17 protein-coding genes are annotated in these 18,170 nt (G+C 60.6%); 13 read left to right on the top strand and 4 right to left on the bottom strand.

Annotated features, from left to right (window positions below):
- The first annotated feature begins 5 nt into the window (after window positions 1-5).
- Window positions 6-557, top strand: a complete 552-nt coding sequence (locus tag C934_RS0122230) for an ATPase AAA (protein ID WP_018858799.1) — start codon at window positions 6-8, stop codon at window positions 555-557.
- 9 nt (window positions 558-566) lie between these two features.
- Window positions 567-1,010, top strand: a complete 444-nt coding sequence (locus tag C934_RS0122225) for a type II toxin-antitoxin system RatA family toxin (protein WP_007790436.1) — start codon at window positions 567-569, stop codon at window positions 1,008-1,010.
- On the opposite strand, the gene C934_RS0122220 is transcribed toward C934_RS0122225, so the two are convergent.
- Complete coding sequence (locus C934_RS0122220; RefSeq protein WP_018858798.1) at window positions 1,001-1,501, bottom strand: CinA family protein; 501 nt, start codon at window positions 1,499-1,501, stop codon at window positions 1,001-1,003. The genes C934_RS0122225 and C934_RS0122220 overlap by 10 nt on opposite strands.
- 1 nt (window position 1,502) lies before the next feature.
- Entirely contained in the window at window positions 1,503-2,714 is a 1,212-nt protein-coding gene (locus tag C934_RS0122215; protein WP_018858797.1) for a bifunctional 2-C-methyl-D-erythritol 4-phosphate cytidylyltransferase/2-C-methyl-D-erythritol 2,4-cyclodiphosphate synthase, read from the bottom strand.
- Between the two features lie 236 nt (window positions 2,715-2,950).
- On the opposite strand from C934_RS0122215, the gene dusB reads away from it, so the two are divergent.
- The 8 genes from dusB to hflX all read left to right on the top strand — a co-directional run bounded on the left by dusB (window position 2,951) and on the right by hflX (window position 12,983).
- On the top strand, window positions 2,951-3,877 hold the full coding sequence (gene dusB, locus C934_RS0122205) for a tRNA dihydrouridine synthase DusB (RefSeq protein ID WP_018858796.1): 927 nt from the start codon (window positions 2,951-2,953) through the stop codon (window positions 3,875-3,877).
- Window positions 3,874-5,028, top strand: coding sequence for a two-component system sensor histidine kinase NtrB (locus C934_RS0122200; protein ID WP_018858795.1), 1,155 nt, complete (start codon window positions 3,874-3,876; stop codon window positions 5,026-5,028). The genes dusB and C934_RS0122200 overlap by 4 nt, the downstream gene beginning before the upstream one ends.
- Window positions 5,025-6,476, top strand: a complete 1,452-nt coding sequence (gene ntrC, locus C934_RS0122195) for a nitrogen regulation protein NR(I) (protein WP_018858794.1) — start codon at window positions 5,025-5,027, stop codon at window positions 6,474-6,476. The genes C934_RS0122200 and ntrC overlap by 4 nt, the downstream gene beginning before the upstream one ends.
- Window positions 6,477-6,666: 190 nt before the next feature.
- Window positions 6,667-8,937 (top strand): sensor histidine kinase NtrY-like, encoded by a 2,271-nt coding sequence (locus tag C934_RS0122190; RefSeq protein WP_018858793.1) that lies wholly within the window; start codon window positions 6,667-6,669, stop codon window positions 8,935-8,937.
- A complete protein-coding gene (ntrX, locus tag C934_RS0122185) occupies window positions 8,927-10,291 on the top strand; it encodes a nitrogen assimilation response regulator NtrX (protein WP_018858792.1) in 1,365 nt (454 codons plus the stop codon). The genes C934_RS0122190 and ntrX overlap by 11 nt, the downstream gene beginning before the upstream one ends.
- A 63-nt stretch (window positions 10,292-10,354) precedes the next feature.
- Window positions 10,355-11,218 (top strand): D-amino-acid transaminase, encoded by an 864-nt coding sequence (locus tag C934_RS0122180; protein WP_026371997.1) that lies wholly within the window; start codon window positions 10,355-10,357, stop codon window positions 11,216-11,218.
- 110 nt (window positions 11,219-11,328) lie between these two features.
- A complete protein-coding gene (gene hfq / locus C934_RS0122175) occupies window positions 11,329-11,571 on the top strand; it encodes an RNA chaperone Hfq (protein ID WP_003539403.1) in 243 nt (80 codons plus the stop codon).
- A gap of 77 nt (window positions 11,572-11,648) precedes the next feature.
- Complete coding sequence (hflX, locus tag C934_RS0122170) at window positions 11,649-12,983, top strand: GTPase HflX (RefSeq protein ID WP_018858790.1); 1,335 nt, start codon at window positions 11,649-11,651, stop codon at window positions 12,981-12,983.
- 64 nt (window positions 12,984-13,047) lie between these two features.
- Here the strand turns inward: hflX and mazG are convergent, their stop codons facing one another.
- Both mazG and C934_RS0122160 read right to left on the bottom strand, forming a co-directional pair.
- Window positions 13,048-13,881, bottom strand: a complete 834-nt coding sequence (gene mazG / locus C934_RS0122165; protein WP_018858789.1) for a nucleoside triphosphate pyrophosphohydrolase — start codon at window positions 13,879-13,881, stop codon at window positions 13,048-13,050.
- Window positions 13,882-13,887: 6 nt separating this feature from the next.
- Window positions 13,888-14,475 (bottom strand): nucleoside deaminase, encoded by a 588-nt coding sequence (locus C934_RS0122160; protein ID WP_018858788.1) that lies wholly within the window; start codon window positions 14,473-14,475, stop codon window positions 13,888-13,890.
- Between the two features lie 262 nt (window positions 14,476-14,737).
- Between C934_RS0122160 and cysG the strand changes: the two genes are divergently transcribed.
- From cysG to C934_RS0122145, 3 genes are read left to right on the top strand one after another with little or no spacing between them, the layout of a single operon-like run.
- Window positions 14,738-16,174 (top strand): siroheme synthase CysG, encoded by a 1,437-nt coding sequence (gene cysG / locus C934_RS0122155; RefSeq protein ID WP_026371996.1) that lies wholly within the window; start codon window positions 14,738-14,740, stop codon window positions 16,172-16,174.
- Between the two features lie 2 nt (window positions 16,175-16,176).
- Window positions 16,177-16,491: a DUF2849 domain-containing protein gene (locus C934_RS0122150; protein ID WP_018858786.1), complete on the top strand. Its 315-nt coding sequence runs from the start codon at window positions 16,177-16,179 to the stop codon at window positions 16,489-16,491.
- Window positions 16,492-16,499: 8 nt separating this feature from the next.
- On the top strand, window positions 16,500-18,170 hold the full coding sequence (locus C934_RS0122145) for a nitrite/sulfite reductase (RefSeq protein ID WP_018858785.1): 1,671 nt from the start codon (window positions 16,500-16,502) through the stop codon (window positions 18,168-18,170).

Below are 18,170 nucleotides of genomic sequence, written 5' to 3'. Positions count from 1 at the left end.
ACGATATGCGCAAGGTTGCCGCACTGCTGCGCCAGTCCGAGCGCATCATGGTCATCGGCTGCTCCGGCGGCGGCAAGAGCACCTTGTCGCTAAAACTCAGCAGCAAGCTCGATCTTCCTTATTTTTCCATGGATAAAGAGTTCTTCTGGCTGCCGGGCTGGGTCAAGCGCCCGAAAGAGGAAGAGCGCCATCTGATCGGTAACGTCGTCGCCGGCGAACGGTGGCTCATGGACGGAACCGGCCCATCCACCTTCGATATTCGTGTCGCCCGCACGGAACTGGTCGTCTGGGTACGTATGCCGCGCTGGCTTTGTCTGTGGGGAATCTGCAAACGCGCGTTCCTCCATCTCGGAAGGACTCGGCCAGACATGGCGCCCGGATGCCTGGAGCGAGTGCCGGATCGGGAGTTTCTCACTTACATCTGGACGTTCGAGAAGCGGTTCGCGCCCCTGGTGATTGCTGCGCTCGACAAGCATGGCCCGAATGTTCCGGTTTTTCAGCTGAAAAGCCGGCGGGAGGTGAACCACCTTCTTGATCTTCTCGGCGCTCCTACTTAACTGCCGATCATGCCTCAGTTCGAAACGCATCACTCCGTCCCGCATTCCGCCGATCAGATGTTCGATCTCGTCGCCGACGTCGAGCATTATCCTCAGTTTCTTCCGCTCTGCGAGGCGCTGAGCATTCGCAGCCGCAAGGAGCGTGACGGCAAGGTTCTGCTGATCGCCGATATGACCGTCGGTTACAAGGCGATCCGCGAAACCTTCACGACGCAGGTGCTGTTGAACCGGGCCGAGCGCCTCATCGAGGTCAAGTATATTGATGGACCATTCCGCTATCTCGACAACCGCTGGCGTTTCGAGGAGACGGCAACAGGCTCCAACATCCACTTCTTCATCGACTACGAGTTCAAGAGCCGCATCCTGGGGGCGGTCATGGGGTCGATGTTCGATCGCGCCTTCCGCATGTTCTCGGAAGCCTTCGAAACGCGGGCGACGAAGATTTACGGCTGAGCCAATTCCTGGATCATACCAAGCGCGGTCCTGACCGTCGCAAGCCGCACCTCACTGCGACCGATGTCGCCGTAGAGCATCTTCCGATGAATAAGCCCGCCAGAGCGCGACTTGGCCGCGAGGTGGACGAGGCCGACCGGCTTCTCCACCGATCCGCCGCCTGGCCCGGCAACGCCCGTCACGGCGACGGCAATGGCGGCGCGGGAGCGGAAGAGGGCGCCGTGCACCATCTGCCGCGCCGTCTCCTCGGAGACCGCGCCGAAGCGGATCAGCGTTTCCTCCTGCACGCCAAGCATCTCCATTTTGGCGGTATTGGTGTAGGTGACGAAGCCTCTGTCCACGACAGAGGACGATCCTGAGATTTCCGTGAGCGCGCCAGCGACCAGTCCGCCGGTGCAGGATTCCGCGGTCGAAACCATCAGCCCAGCTGCCGTGAAATCGCGAATGATCGCTTCTGCTTGCACGATGATGTCGTTCGGGAAGGTGCTCATCTCATGTGCTCCGATAGACGACGGTTGCCGTGGCGATCGCGGCGATGCCCTCGCGCCGGCCGACAAAGCCGATCTTCTCGTTGGTCGTCGCCTTGACTGAGCAGCGGTCGATCGAGATGCCCAGGAACTCGGACAGATTGGCGCGCATCTCGTCGCGATGCGGCCCGACTTTCGGTGCTTCGGCGATCAGCGACACGTCGGCGTTCATGATGGCGCCGCCACGCTCGCGCACGATCTTTGCCGCATGTTCGATGAAGATGCGCGACGGCGCGCCCTTCCACTGCGGATCAGATGGCGGAAAATGATCGCCGATGTCGCCCGCTCCACAGGTCGCAAGCAGTGCGTCAGTCAACGCGTGGAGCGCTACGTCCGCGTCGGAGTGACCCTTGAGCTTCTGGTCATGCGGTATGAAGACGCCGCAGAGCGTTACGCCGTCGCCCGGCTCGAGCTGATGGACGTCGTAGCCGTTGCCGGTGCGCACATCGGGGAGCGCCTGTACTGAAAGTCTGCTGTCTGCCATTGCGATGTCCCGTTTGACCGTCAGTTTTACATTGTCCGCCACACCCTCGACGATCCGCACCGGAATACCGGCCCATTCGGCAATGGCGGCGTCGTCGGTGAAATCGGTGAGATTTGCCACAACCGCCTTTTCGTGGGCGGCAAGGATGGGCTCGAAGGCGAAAGACTGCGGCGTTTGCGCTGCGTAGAGATGATCGCGGGAAACGGTGTCGAGGACCGTTCCATCATGATCTGCTCGCTTCAGCGTGTCGGCGACGGGCATGGCGGGGAGAATTGCCGGCACGCCCTCCGAGAGCAGGCCAGCGATGCGATCGAGAAGCGCATGATCGAAGAAGGGCCGCACTGCGTCGTGGATCAGAACATGCGAGATATTCTTGCCGCGCAAATGGCGTAGTCCCGCTAAGACGGATTGTTGGCGCGTAGCGCCGCCGTGAGCCGCATCGATCGGCGTGCCGGACTGGACCTGCCCGGCAGCCTTAGCAAACAGCGCCTCGTCGTCGGGGTGAATGACCACGACGATGTGGCGGGCAAGCTCCCAGCTGGCGAACTTCTCCAGTGTGTGAGTGATAACAGGCCTGCCGCCAATCGCCCGATACTGCTTCGGTCCCTCTTCGGAGGCGCCCGCGCGTTCGCCGCGGCCGGCCGCGACGACGACGATACCTATTGCTGGTTGCTTTTGATGCATTTGCGGCATAAATCCTCAAAGCGCGATTTTTACACCGGTGCTTAGCGGCTTGGCGCATCGAATTCCAGCATTTGCTCGAAAAATGTCAATTCGCGCACTGCCCTCTTGGCAAGCCATTCAAACCTGTCTAAAAATAGTGCACGCATTTCGCGTGCCTGAAAGATAATCAATTGTTGAGCTTCGACCTCGCATCACCTTTGCGGATTGGACCTGTGGAAGTCAGGAACCGTGTTGTGCTGGCGCCTATGTCTGGCGTGACGGACATGCCGTTCCGGCAACTGGCGTGGCGTCATGGCGCAGGGCTTGTGGTCACCGAGATGGTAGCAAGCCGCGAACTGGTCAACAGCACTGCCGAATCATGGGCACGCCTCGAAAGCGCGGGATTTGAGCCCCACATGGTTCAGCTCGCTGGCCGTGAAGCCCATTGGATGGCGGAGGCCGCGAAGATCGCTGCCGACCATGGCGCCGACATCATCGATATCAACATGGGATGCCCCGCCAAGAAAGTGATTGGCGGTTACTCCGGCTCCGCCTTGATGCGCGATCCCGATCACGCCCTCAGCCTCATCGAGGCGACAGTCAAGGCCGTCAGCGTTCCCGTGACCCTGAAGATGCGGCTCGGTTGGGACGAGAATTCGATCAACGCGCCCGAGATCGCGCGCCGCGCCGAACAGGCTGGCGTTCAGCTTATTACGATCCATGGCCGCACGCGCATGCAGTTTTACGAGGGTCGGGCAGACTGGGATGCGATCCGCGCGGTTCGCGATGCCATTACCGTGCCCTTGGTTGCAAACGGCGATGTCGAAACCGTCGAGGATGCACATGAGATTCTGCGTCGCTCGGGAGCCGATGCCGTCATGATCGGTAGGGGCTGCCAGGGCAGGCCGTGGCACGCCGGCGTATTGGCTGGGCAACCGGCGCCCGAAGTGTGGGAAGTCCCCGACATTGCGACCGAGCACTACAGAATGATGCTCGAATTTTACGGTGAGGCAGTCGCCGTTCGCCACGCAAGGAAGCACCTTGGCTGGTATCTCGACCGTTTTGCGCCTGGTCTTGCAGCGCAGGAAAAGGCCGCGATCATGACGGCGCGGGAGCCCGACGACGTAGCTGCAAGGTTTTATAATGCATTTATGGCTGCGGCATCGAACACGCAGACCCGGGAGGCTGCATGACGAATGACGTGCCATCGTCGATCGACAACGGCGGTAGCGCAGTTGCGATCGCTGTGCTCAACGCGATCCAGAATCCGGTCGTGATGGTCAACGAGGCTGGCCTCGTCGCCTTCGCAAATTGGGAAGCGGAAGCCTTCTTCGGTGCCAGCGCAGCCCACCTCGCGCGGTACAAGATCTCGACCTTTATCCCATTTGGCAGTCCGCTGCTGGCCTTGATCGACCAGGTTCGTGAACGGCGAGCACCGATCAACGAGTATCGCGTCGACTTGAGCTCGCCGCGCCTCGGACAGGACAAGCTTGTCGACTTGTATGTTGCCCCTGTCGTCAGCGATCCAGGCTCCGTCGTGATCGTGTTCCAAGAGCGGTCGATGGCGGACAAGATCGACCGGCAGCTGACGCATCGTGCGGCGGCCCGCTCGGTCACGGGGCTTGCCTCCATGCTGGCGCATGAGATCAAGAATCCGCTTTCCGGTATTCGCGGTGCAGCGCAGCTGCTAGAGCAATCGGTCGTCGACGACGACCGCGCATTGACGCGGCTGATCTGCGACGAAACGGACCGCATCGTCTCGCTCGTGGACCGCATGGAAGTCTTCTCGGACGAACGCCCCGTTGATCGGATGCCGGTCAATATCCACTCCGTTCTCGATCACGTGAAGGCCGTGGCGAAGGCGGGATTTGCGCGGCACCTCCGGATCACCGAGAACTACGACCCGTCGTTGCCGTCTGTCTACGCGAACCGCGATCAGCTTGTTCAGGTGTTCCTCAATCTCGTAAAGAATGCCGCCGAAGCCGTCGGCGATCGCCCGGATGGCGAGATCGTTTTGACGACGGCTTACCGCTCCGGCATTCGTCTGTCGGTCGCCGGCACGCGCGAAAAGATTTCGCTGCCGCTGGAATTTTGTGTTCAGGACAACGGTCCGGGCGTGCCGGCGGACCTTCTGCCGCATCTGTTTGATCCGTTCATTACGACCAAGACGAACGGCAGCGGCCTTGGCCTCGCGCTCGTCGCTAAGATTATTGGGGACCACGGCGGCATTATTGAATGCGACAGCCAGACCAACCGCACGACATTCCGCGTCTTGATGCCGGCCTCCAAGGACGCATCGGTGGACGACGCAACGACCATAACTCCCACAGGACCTACTCGATGACAGCAACGATCCTCGTCGCGGATGATGATGCGGCAATTCGTACCGTGCTTAATCAGGCTCTGAGCCGCGCCGGCTATGACGTGCGAATTACCTCCAACGCCGCCACGCTCTGGCGTTGGGTGTCGGCAGGCGAGGGCGATCTTGTCGTAACCGATGTCGTGATGCCGGATGAAAATGCGTTCGATCTCCTGCCGCGCATCAAGAAGGCCCGCCCGGATCTCCCCGTGCTTGTCATGAGCGCCCAGAACACCTTCATGACGGCGATCAAGGCTTCCGAAAAGGGCGCCTACGATTACCTGCCAAAACCATTCGACTTGACGGAACTGATCGGCATCATCGGCCGTGCGCTGGCCGAGCCGAAGCGCAGGCCAGCCAAGCTTGACGAGGACATGCAGGACGGAATGCCGCTTGTCGGCCGTTCGGCCGCGATGCAGGAAATCTATCGCGTCCTTGCGCGCCTGATGCAGACCGATCTGACGCTGATGATCACCGGCGAGTCCGGTACCGGCAAGGAACTGGTGGCGAGGGCGCTCCATGACTACGGCAAGCGCCGCAACGGGCCGTTTGTCGCGATCAACATGGCGGCGATCCCGCGCGATCTGATCGAATCCGAGCTCTTCGGCCACGAGAAGGGTGCGTTCACCGGCGCCCAGACGCGTTCGACCGGTCGCTTCGAGCAGGCCGAAGGCGGCACGCTTTTCCTCGACGAAATTGGTGATATGCCGATGGATGCCCAGACGCGCCTCCTGCGCGTCCTGCAGCAAGGCGAGTACACCACTGTCGGCGGCCGCACACCGATCCGCACCGACGTTCGGATCGTCGCGGCGACCAACAAGGATCTGAAGCAGGCGATCAATCAGGGACTTTTCCGCGAGGATCTCTACTATCGTCTAAACGTCGTTCCGCTGCGTCTGCCGCCGTTGCGTGATCGTGCGGAGGATATCCCGGATCTTGTGCGCCACTTCGTCCAGCAGGCGGAAAAGGAAGGCCTTGGCTCCAAGCGCTTCGATCAGGAGGCGCTCGATCTGATGAAAGCCTACGCCTGGCCGGGCAACGTGCGCGAGCTCGAGAACCTCATTCGCCGGTTGATGGCACTTTATCCACAGGATGTGATCACCCGCGAAATCATCGAAGCCGAGCTTCGGTCCGATGTGCCGGACAGCCCGATCGACAAGGGGCCGATCCGTAACGGCAACATGACTATCGCCCAGGCTGTCGAAGAAAACATGCGGACATACTTCGCCGGTTTCGGCGACGGCCTGCCGCCACCCGGGCTTTACGATCGTGTATTGACGGAAATGGAGTATCCGCTGATTCTAGCCGCGCTGACGGCGACGCGCGGCAACCAGATCAAGGCGGCTGACCTTTTGGGGTTGAACCGCAATACGCTGCGCAAGAAGATCAGAGAGCTTGGCGTATCGGTGTACAGAAGCTCCCGCACTGCTTGACAATGTGACTGGCGACGTTGCATTTTCGCCACAATGCGTTGCTTAGAAGTCACGCATGGGGTTCGGGTTTTCGGAGCTGTCTAAGAGAGCAGCGGCACTTGCCGTTGCGTTGCGGAGGCAGGCTGGCGGCTTCCGCCCTGGTCCGCGGGAGCGGCGGAGGCGATTGCCTGCCGCCAGGAGAAATAAGCGAATGGAACAGGATGCAATGCCGCCTGCGGCGGAAGGCGAAGCTGTCACGGCCGTGACCGATCGCCGTGCCCTGTTTGCGCTGCCGGGCCTGATCCTTGCCGGTGGTGCGCTTCTCTGTGCCACGCTGACGCTCTTCGTTCTGCTCGGGCTGACCCCGATCGCGCCGACTTACCATGTCGTTGTCACCTCGGTTGTCGTGAACTCGTTTTTCGTGTTGGGTCTGATGGCCCTCATCGCACGTGAGGTCTCCCGCCTGCTCAAGGCGCGGAAACGCGGGCGAGCGGCGGCGCGCCTTCATATCCGCATCGTTGTGCTCTTCTCAATCGTCGCGATCACCCCCGCGATCCTTGTTGCGATTTTCGCCAGTATTACGCTGAATGCCGGCCTCGACCGGTGGTTTGCGCTCCGCACGCAATCGATCGTCAGTTCCTCCCGAAACATCGGGCAGGCCTACATGATGGAGAATGCGAGCTACCTGCAGGGCCAGACTGTCTCGATGGCGAATGACCTCGAGCGCAACAGGGCTCTGTTCAATCTCGATCGCACCGGCTTTTCCGATTTGATGACGCGGCAGGCGCGGGGCCGCGGGCTGCTCGGTGCTTTCCTTGTCCAGTCTGACGGCTCGGTGATCACCCAGGCTGATATCAAGACCGAGAAGCCGTTGCCGGCAATTCCCCAGGATGCGTTGAACAAGGCCGCGGCCGGCCAGCCGACCTTGATTCCGCCGGGCATAACCAACCTGGTGGGCGCCATCATCAAGCTCGATGCGATTGACGGCGCGTTCCTCTACACGGTCCGCGCGGTCGATCCCAAGGTCATGGGCGCAATGCGTCTCATGGAGGAGAACGCCACAGAATACAAATCCATGGAGGCAGGGCGTTTCTCGCTGCAGATCGCCTTCGCGGTTCTCTACATCGGCTTTGCCCTTATCGTTTTGCTGGCCGCCATCTGGACGGCAATTGCCGTGGCTGACCGTATCGTGCGTCCGATCCGTCTGCTGATTACGGCGGCGGACAGCGTGGCCTCCGGCAACATGGATATTGTCGTGCCTGTCCATTCCGTGGACGGCGATGTTGCCAACCTCTCGCGGACCTTCAACAAGATGATCTCGGAAATTCGCACGCAGCGCGACGAGATCCTGGAGGCCAAGGATGAGGTGGACGACCGCCGTCGTTTCATTGAAGCGGTTCTATCCGGTGTGACCGCCGCGGTCATCGGTGTCGAGCACGATCGCAGGGTCACCATCGTCAACAGTTCCGCAGAAGCGCTTATGGCATTGCCGGCGTCGGACATGCTCGGCAAGCAACTCTCCGAGATCGCGCCCGAAGTCGACCAGGTCCTGACGGAAGCCGCCTCCCGCTATCGCGGCGATTTCCGCAAGCAGATTGCCCTCGTGCGAGCTGGCACCGTGCGGACGCTGAGCGTCCAGGTGACGCGCGAGGAAGTACGCGACATGAGCGAATCCTATGTCATCACGCTCGACGACATCACCGACCTCGTTATCGCACAGCGCTCGACGGCATGGGGCGACGTCGCCCGCCGCATCGCTCATGAAATCAAGAATCCGTTGACGCCGATTCAGTTGTCGGCAGAACGCATTCAGCGCCGCTACGGCAAACAGATCAACCAGGATGACCGCAGCGTCTTCGACCAGTGCACCGAGACCATCATCCGGCAAGTGGGTGACATTGGCCGCATGGTGGATGAGTTCTCGTCGTTTGCCCGGATGCCGAAGCCGATCAAGGAGCCGAGCGATCTCCGCAAGATCCTGCATGATGCGGTGTTCCTGCGCGAGATGGGCAACAGCCACGTGAGCTTCCAGCAGGAACTGGGCGACCAGCCGCTGGAAGGGCTGTTCGACAGCCGCATGCTCGGTCAGGCATTCGGCAATCTGATCAAGAATTCCGTGGAGGCGATTGAAGCCGTGCCGAGCGGAGAGCGCGACGAGCGCAAGATCCTCGTTCGTGCCTCGCTCGATCCGGCGCGGGATCGCTTCACCGTCGATGTGATCGACAACGGTCGCGGCCTGCCGGTCGAAAACCGCCACAGCATTCTGGAACCCTATACGACGATGCGCGAGAAGGGCACCGGACTTGGCCTGGCGATCGTAAAGAAGATTATTGAGGAACATGGTGGGCAGCTCGAATTGCATGATGCGCCCGCTGATTTCGACCAGGGAAGAGGGGCCATGATCCGCGTGCATCTGCCACGTCTGGAAACTGCGCCTTCTGCTCCGGCCGCAAGTGACAAGGAAAGTGTTTATGGCCTCTGATATTCTGGTCGTCGACGACGAGCACGACATCCGCGAGATCGTCTCCGGTATCCTGTCTGACGAAGGACATGAGACCCGTACGGCACATGACAGCGACAGTGCGCTGGCTGCGATCTCCGATCGTGCGCCGCGGCTGATCTTCCTCGACATCTGGATGCAGGGCAGCAAGCTCGACGGTCTGTCGCTTCTGGACGAGATCAAGACGCGCCACCCGGACATCCCTGTCGTCATGATCTCGGGTCACGGCAACGTCGAGACGGCTGTTTCCGCCATCAAGCGGGGCGCGTTCGACTTCATCGAAAAGCCATTTAAGGCCGATCGACTGATCCTGATCGCGGAGCGCGCGCTAGAGAATTCGAAGCTGAAGCGCGAAGTATCCGAACTCAAGCGCAAGGCTGGCGATCCGGTCGAACTTATCGGTACCTCCGTTGCCGTCTCGCAGCTCCGCCAGACGATCGAGAAGGTATCGCCGACCAACAGCCGCATCATGATCTTTGGTTCGTCAGGTTCCGGCAAGGAGCTTGTGGCCCGTATGATCCACAAGAAGTCGACGCGCGCGAATGGTCCCTTCGTGGCACTGAATGCCGCCAATATCACCCCTGATCGCATGGAGATTGCGCTGTTCGGTACGGAAGGGTCGCCTGGCCAGGCGCGCAAGATCGGCGCACTGGAAGAGGCACACCGTGGCATTCTCTACCTCGACGAAGTCGGCGAAATGCCGCGCGAGACGCAGAACAAGATCCTCCGCGTTCTTGTCGATCAGCAGTTCGAGCGCGTGGGGGGCTCCAAGCGGGTGAAGGTCGATGTGCGCATCATCTCGTCGACGGCCTACAATCTCGAGACCCGCATCGCCGAGGGTTGGTTCCGCGAAGATCTCTATCATCGCCTTGCCGTGGTGCCCGTGCGCGTACCGGCACTCGCCGAACGGCGCGAAGACATTCCGTTCCTGGTCGATCAGCTGATGCGGCAGATTTCCGAACAGGCCGGCATCCGTCCCCGCCGCATTGGCGACGACGCGATGGCCGTGCTACAGGCCCATGATTGGCCGGGCAATATCCGCCAACTGCGCAACAACATCGAGCGGCTGATGATCCTTGCCCGTTCCGACGGTCCGGATGCGCCGATCACTGCCGAGATGCTGCCGACTGACCTTGGCGACATGTTGCCAAAGGTTTCGGCCAAGAACGACTATCACATCATGACGCTGCCGCTTCGCGAGGCACGAGAGATGTTCGAGAAGGACTACCTGATCGCGCAGATCAATCGCTTTGGCGGCAATATCTCGCGCACCGCGGAGTTTGTCGGCATGGAGCGCTCGGCGCTTCACCGCAAGTTGAAGTCGCTCGGCGTCTGAGACACGGGCGGCGCTGCGGCGCCGTCCTAATTCTCTCTGCTATAACTCCCGCACAGGTTCACCATGCCCAGAATAGCCTATGTGAACGGCCGCTATGTCACGCACTCGAATGCAATGGTCCATATCGAGGATAGAGGCTATCAGTTCGCGGATGGCGTCTATGAAGTCTGTGAAATCAGGCATGGCTATATCGTTGATCTTACACGCCATCTGAACAGGCTGGACCGATCGCTTGGTGAGTTGCGTATTGCCTGGCCAATGAGCCGCAACGCGCTGACCCGTGTTATTCGCGAAACGCTGCGGCGCAATCGCGTCCGCAACGGTCTCTTTTACCTGCAAATCACCCGTGGGGTTGCACGGCGCGATCATGTGTTTCCCGCAGAAGGAACGCTGCCCTCGCTGGTCATCACCGCCAAGAGCACCGATCCTTCGATCATCGCGAGGAAGAACGCGACAGGCATCAAGGCGATCACCGTGCCCGACAATCGCTGGGACCGTGTCGATATCAAGTCCGTCGGTCTCTTGCCGAACGCCATGGCGCGCCAGCACGCGAAGGAAGCCGGTGCGCAGGAGGCGATCTTTGTGGACCCCGATGGGATGGTGAAAGAGGGAGCTGCGACCAATGTCTGGATCGTCGATCGCGACGGCACTCTCATTACGCGTCCGGCTGAACACGGCATTCTGCGCGGCATTACCCGCACGACGCTGATCGATGTCGGCGCCAAGCTGGGCCTGAAGATCGAGGAGCGGAAATTCTCGGTCGCGGAGATGCTTGCGGCGCGTGAGGTGTTCATCACGGCGGCCACGAGCATCTGCTTTCCGGTTGTGTCGATCGATGGCCAGCCGATCGCAAATGGCCATCCAGGCAGCGTCTCCCAGAAAATTAGGGAGGCCTTTTTCGACGTTGCGGAAAAGATTGCGATTTGATACCAAGACTTTCTGGGCAGATGGGATGAGGGTTGTCGGCTGCCTGCAGGCGAGGTTGATTAGTATTTCACCGGCGGAATGAAGCCGGCAATAAAGAAAGAAGCGGCGCGATGGCGGAACGTTCTCAGAATCTGCAGGACTTATTTCTCAATACTGTACGCAAACAAAAGATTTCACTGACAATCTTCTTGATCAATGGCGTGAAGCTGACCGGAGTTGTCACCTCGTTCGACAATTTTTGCGTTCTGCTTCGCCGTGACGGCCATTCGCAACTCGTGTATAAACACGCAATCTCGACCATCATGCCCGGCCAGCCGATGCAGATGTTCGAAAGCGAAGAAGCTGCTTCCTAACGGGACCTGCAATTATCTCGACACGCGATACCAAAAACGATTCGATCATCCCGGAAGCAGCCAAGCACCGGGATGATATGCGCGCGACCGTCGTCGTGCCCCTGCTCAAGCAGGGGCGCGCCGGACGCAGTGCGGGCGATGCTGCGCCTGTGGTCACCCGCACGCCCGAGAGCCGCCTGGAAGAGGCGACCGGTCTTGCGCAGGCGATCGACCTCGATGTGGTGAATGGCACGATCGTCACCGTCAGCGATCCGCGACCCGCAACATTGATGGGCACGGGCAAGATCGAAGAGATCAAGGCGACGTTGGATGCGAATGATTCCGGTCTCGTGATCGTCGACCATCCGCTGACACCGGTACAGCAGCGCAATCTCGAGAAGGAATGGAACGCCAAGGTCATCGACCGCACTGGCCTCATCCTCGAGATCTTCGGCCGTCGCGCTTCCACTAAGGAAGGCACGCTGCAGGTCGATCTAGCTCATCTGAACTATCAGAAGGGCCGTCTGGTTCGCAGCTGGACCCACCTTGAGCGTCAGCGCGGCGGTGGCGGCTTCATGGGTGGTCCTGGTGAAACCCAGATCGAAGCCGACCGTCGCTTGCTGCAGGACCGCATCGTCAAGCTCGAGCGTGAGCTGGAACAGGTGGTCCGCACCCGCCAGCTGCATCGCGCCAAGCGCAAGAAGGTGCCGCATCCGATCGTGGCGCTCGTCGGCTATACCAACGCCGGCAAGTCGACACTGTTCAACCGGATCACCGGGGCAGGCGTGCTGGCCGAAGATATGCTGTTCGCAACGCTCGATCCGACGCTGCGCCGAATGAAGTTGCCACATGGCCGCACGGTGATCCTCTCCGACACCGTCGGTTTCATCTCGGACCTTCCGACCCACCTCGTCGCCGCTTTCCGCGCTACGCTGGAAGAAGTGCTGGAAGCCGACTTGATCCTTCATGTCCGCGATATGTCCGACGTCGACAATCAGGCGCAGAGTGCCGACGTGCTCCGCATCCTGAAGGACCTCGGCATCGACGAGGAAGAGGGCGACAAGCGCATCATCGAAGTCTGGAACAAGATCGATCGCCTTGAGCCGGAAGCGCACGATGCCATCGTCCAGAAGGCGAGTGGTGCCGAGAACGTCGTCGCCCTATCCGCAATCAGCGGCGAGGGTATCGATACGCTGATGGGAGAGATCAGCCGCAGACTGTCAGGCGTGCTGACCGAAGCGACTGTGCGCTTGCCTGTCGACAAGTTGGCGCTGCTGCCTTGGCTCTACGATCATGCGATCGTCGATAACCGCGAGGACAACGAGGACGGGTCGATCACGCTCGATGTACGTCTCTCGGAAACCGAAGCGGTCGAACTGGAGCGCCGCCTGGGCAACGGGCCGAAAGTCGCGAAAGAGGATTGGGAACGCTAGAGCTCCCTGCAGCGGGCTTTGCATTACGCCCGGACTGGGCCTCATGCAAGGTAAGGATGTCGGCTCAGCCCAGTTGCCGCTCGATAGCCTTCGCCGCCTGCCAGATTTCTTCCATCCGCTCCAGACTCGCCGCGTCCAAAGTTTCGCCTTCCGCGTCAAGAACGGCTTCGATATGACTGAAACGTCTACGAAATTTTGTATTCGTTCCGCGCAAGGAATCTTCCGGGTCAGCCTTTACATGCCTGCCGATATTGACCACGGCGAAGATGAGGTCGCCGAGCTCATCACTGACCTTTGCTTGATCGCCTTCCGCTAAGGCGACACGCAACTCGCCGATTTCCTCCTCGATTTTGTCGAGGATCGGTTCGGGCGCTGACCAATCGAAGCCCACCTTTGCAGCGCGTTCCTGCAGCTTCAGCGCCTCTGTCAGGGCAGGGAAGCTCCGCTGGACCGATCCGAGGAACCCCGCCTTGAAATCCTCGCTGACGCCGCGCTTGGCTCGCCGTTCGGCGCGCTCGCGCTTTTCTGCCTGCTTGATGTCGTCCCACTGCTTCTTCACCGCATCGGGCGTGTCGGCATCAGAACGGGCGAAGACATGCGGATGGCGGCGGATCATCTTGCGGGTGATTGCCTCAACGACGTCGCCAAAGGAGAATTCTCCCGCTTCCTCGGCCATGCGCGCATGAAACACGACCTGCAGCAGCAGGTCGCCCAACTCCTCGCAGAGGTCGTCCATGTCATTGCGCTCGATTGCGTCGGAGACTTCATAGGCCTCCTCGATCGTGTAGGGCTTTATCGTCTCGAACGTTTGGACGATGTCCCAGGGGCAGCCGGTTGCCGGATTGCGCAGCGCGGCCATGATCTCGATCAGGCGCGAAATGTCTTTTGAGGCTTCCATGGTCACTCAGTTCAGTGGAATATCGTTGTCGCTCTTCGACGCCTGGTAGCTTTCCGAGAGCGCATCGTACCGCGCCTTGATGCGCGCAGTCTGTGTTTTCAGTTCGGCCTTCAAATGCTCTTCTTCGGTCTCGACGAGATCGGCAATGGCAAAGCTGTTCCAGAACGCATTGCTGCGCCTGTAGCCACCCGGTTCCAGACCGAAAACCTCCTTCAGGATCTTCAGGTCGTGAGGAATGGCGAAGGCGTCGCGCGAATCCTCGTGGCTGAAGAAATAGTAGAAATTGTCGAACCCGGCCCAGGTGATCGCCGACATGCACATGGTGCAGGGTTCGTGCGTCGACAGAAAGATGAGATCCTTGGTGGCTGGCTTCTCGCCCAGTTCGTACAAGCGCTTCAGCGTGTGCACCTCGCCATGCCACAGCGGATTTTCAAGCTCGTTGTTGGTCTCGGCGATGACGAGCGAGAGGTCGGACTTGCGCAGGATCGCAGCGCCGAACACCTTGTTGCCGGCAGCGACGCCGCGTTCGGTCATCGGCAGGATGTCCTGTTCCATGACGTTGAGCAGGCGGGCGGCGATGGTCTGGTCGGACATGGCTTTCTCCTTGGTGGCCGCACTCTACCGGTAGCGGCAGGCGAGGCAAATGCCGATTTCGACGGGGAGCGGGATTTGTCACAGCCTTTCTGCTGCGCTGCGGCAGACGCAGGTGTGTCCGCTGCGCCGCACCGGTGACTTTTACTCAAATCATTGAGAGAGCGAGTAAAAGAATACGTGCGCGCGCGGGCATTGGAATTTCTGTTTCTTCATTTGCCTGGGCAGAGAGTGCATATTCCGGCAACTTCGAAATGGATTGATGATGTCTCCCAAGACTGAACAACTGTCGGTATTCCCTGCCTTCTTTCGCGTCGAGGGCAGGATCGCGGCCGTCTTCGGCAATGGCGACGAGGCTTTCGCCAAGGTTCGCTTGCTGCTGAACACGCAGGCACGGGTTGTTGCCTATACCGATCATCCTGAGGCCGATTACCACGCCTATCTGATCGCCAATCGGATTGAGACGGTGCGCGCAGTTTTTGTGGACGAGCAAGTCCGTGGGGCAACACTCGTCTTTGCTGCGACCGGAGACGCGGCGCAGGATCGCGCCATCGTTGAGGCCGCGCGCGCCGAAAAGGTGCCCGCCAACGCCGTCGATCAGTCTGACTACTGCGATTTCTTCACGCCTGCTCTTGTCAATCGCGCGCCGGTCGCTGTCGCTATCGGCACCGAAGGCGCGGGACCGGTGCTCGCACAGATGATCCGTGCACAGGTCGATCAACTTCTTGCACCATCACTTGGGCGGCTGGCCGATCTTGCCATCGGCTATCGAAAGACCGTCGAGCATCTCGTCCCGAAGGGCGCTGCGCGCCGCCTGTTCTGGCGCCGCTTCTTCTCCGGCGCGGTCGCCGATGCTGTCGCCAGCGAGAACCTGCCGCAGGCTCGCCGTGCAGCCAACGGCCTGTTTCGGTCCGCTGAGAAGGTCGAGGGGCACATCTGGCTCGTCGGCGCCGGGCCGGGTGCTGCGGACCTGCTGACGCTGCGCGCCCAGCGCGTGATGATGGAGGCCGATGTCATCGTCTATGATGCCCTCGTGCCGCAGGAAATCGTCGACATGGGCCGCCGCGACGCCGAGCGCCTGTCGGTCGGCAAGCGCAAGGGATGCCATTCGAAGTCGCAGGAAGAGATCAACGATCTGCTGGTATATCTCGGTCGCGAAGGCAAGCGCGTGGTTCGCCTGAAGTCCGGCGATCCGCTGGTCTACGGCCGGGCAGGTGAGGAAATGGCAGCGCTGCGGGCTACGGGCATTTCCTATGAAGTGGTCCCCGGCATCACCTCGGCCTTCGCCGCCGCCGCCGATTTCGAGTTGCCGCTGACGTTGCGTGGCGTGGCATCCTCGCTGGTCTTCACGACCGGCCACGATCTGACGGGTGATGTCCTGCCGGATTGGGCAAGCCTCGCCGTCTCAGGCGCAACGATCGCCGTCTATATGGGGCGCACCGTCGCCGCTTCCGTCGCCGAGCGCCTGATGCAGGCTGGCCTTCCGGCAGAAACCACTGTCGCCGTCATCGAGAATGCCAGCCGTCCCAATCGCCGGCTGTTGCATGGGATTCTGCGGGATCTTCCTGATCTGCAGCACCGTGACGAGTTGACCGGCCCGGTTATGGTCATTATCGGCGATGCTGTAGCAGGCGCCAATTTCGAACTGTCGGAACCGCTCGTGCGCGAACGCGCCCGGTCCGAGGAATTTGCAAGGAGCTGAACATGGTGGACAAGGTCCTGACTGCCAACCGACTGACGGATGGCATCGCCGTCTGGCTGAACGCCAACGGCCAATGGGTGACCTCGCTGCAGGAAGCCCTTGTTGCTCGCCATACAGAAGCCGTCGATGCGCTGGAAGCAATTGGCAAGAAGTCCTATGCCGACAATCAGGTCGTGGACGTAGCCGTCGTCGAGGTTCAGGAGAGCAACGGCGTGCTGTGGCCGCTGCGCTTGCGCGAACGCATTCGTGCCCAGGGCCCAACCATGGAATACGCGCCGGGCTACAAGCCCGCCGACCCCGCATTCATCGCAGTCTGAGGAAGCAGATGTATCGTTACGACGAATTTGACCACGCTTTTGTCGCCGAGCGCGTCGAGCAGTTCCGCGACCAGGTGCAGCGCCGCCTTTCCGGTGAGCTTGCCGAAGACGCGTTCAAGCCGCTGCGCCTGATGAACGGCGTCTATCTGCAGCTTCACGCCTACATGCTGCGTATCGCCATTCCTTACGGGACGCTGAGCTCGCGCCAGGTGCGGATGCTCGCTCATATCGCGCGCAAGTACGACCGCGGCTACGGCCACTTCACGACCCGCCAGAACCTGCAGTTCAACTGGCCGAAGCTCTCCGAAATCCCGGATGCGCTGTCCGAGCTGGCATCCGTTGAGATGCACGCTCTGCAGACGTCGGGAAATTGCATTCGCAATGTTACTGCCGACCATTTTGCAGGTGCAGCCGCCGACGAAATCGCGGATCCGCGCCCCTACGCCGAGATCCTGCGCCAGTGGTCCTCGGTGCATCCGGAATTCTCGTTCCTGCCGCGCAAGTTCAAGATTGCCGTCACCGGTGCCGAACGTGACCGCGCCGCGATCCAGGTCCACGACATCGGCCTGCATCTGAAGAAGAACGAGAAGGGTGAAATCGGCTTTGCCGTATATGTCGGTGGGGGCCAGGGCCGCACGCCGATGATCGCCAAGCTGATCCGCGACTTCCTTCCGGAAGAGGACCTGCTGTCCTATACGACAGCCATCGTGCGCGTTTACAACCTGCATGGCCGTCGCGACAACAAATACAAGGCTCGCATCAAGATCCTCGTGCACGAAACAGGCGCGGAAGAGTTGGCGCGTCAGGTCGAGGGAGAGTTCGCGGAACTCAAGGAATCCGAGCTGAAGTTGCCGGAAGCTGATGTCGAAGCCATCGCCGCCTATTTTGCGCCGCCGGCCCTGCAGGATCGCGCCGAAGGCTGGGAAAATCTCGCTCGCTGGAAGAAGGCCGATCCGGCTTTCTCTCGCTGGGTGCAGCAGAACGTGCAGCCGCACAAGCATCCCGACTACGGCATGGTGACGATCTCCCTGAAGCCGATCGGCGGCATTCCGGGCGATGCTTCGGATAGCCAGATGGATGCCATTGCCGATATCGCTGAGGAATATGCCTTCGACGAAATCCGCGTCAGCCACGAGCAGAACCTGATCCTGCCGCATGTGGCGCTCGCCGATCTCGAAGCGGTCTATCGCGGTCTCGTCGCCATCGGCCTCGCCGAGGCCAATGCCGGTCTGATCACCGATATCATTGCCTGTCCGGGGTTGGACTACTGCGCGCTCGCCAATGCGCGCTCCATTCCTGTTGCGCAGGAAATCTCCCGGCGCTTTGGCGATCCGGATCGGCAGGCTGAGATCGGCGAGCTGAAGATCAAGATCTCCGGCTGCATCAATGCCTGCGGCCATCACCATGTCGGCCATATCGGCCTGCTGGGCGTGGAGAAGAAGGGCGCTGAGCTCTACCAGATCACGCTTGGCGGTTCGGGCGACGAGCATACGTCGATCGGCGAGATCATCGGCCGCGGCTTCGAGCCCGACAAGGTGACCGACGCGATCGAAACGATCGTCAACACCTATCTGACAATCCGCAAGGAGCCGTCTGAGATCTTCCTCGAAACCTATCGCCGCGTTGGTCCTCAGCCGTTCAAGGACGCGCTGTATGGTTCGGCGGCAGAAGCGGCGTAA

Source organism: Rhizobium sp. 42MFCr.1, from assembly GCF_000377185.1.
Lineage (GTDB): Bacteria > Pseudomonadota > Alphaproteobacteria > Rhizobiales > Rhizobiaceae > Rhizobium > Rhizobium altiplani.
Note: the sequence above shows the minus strand (reverse complement) of the source record. Positions and strands in the feature narration are given on the sequence as shown.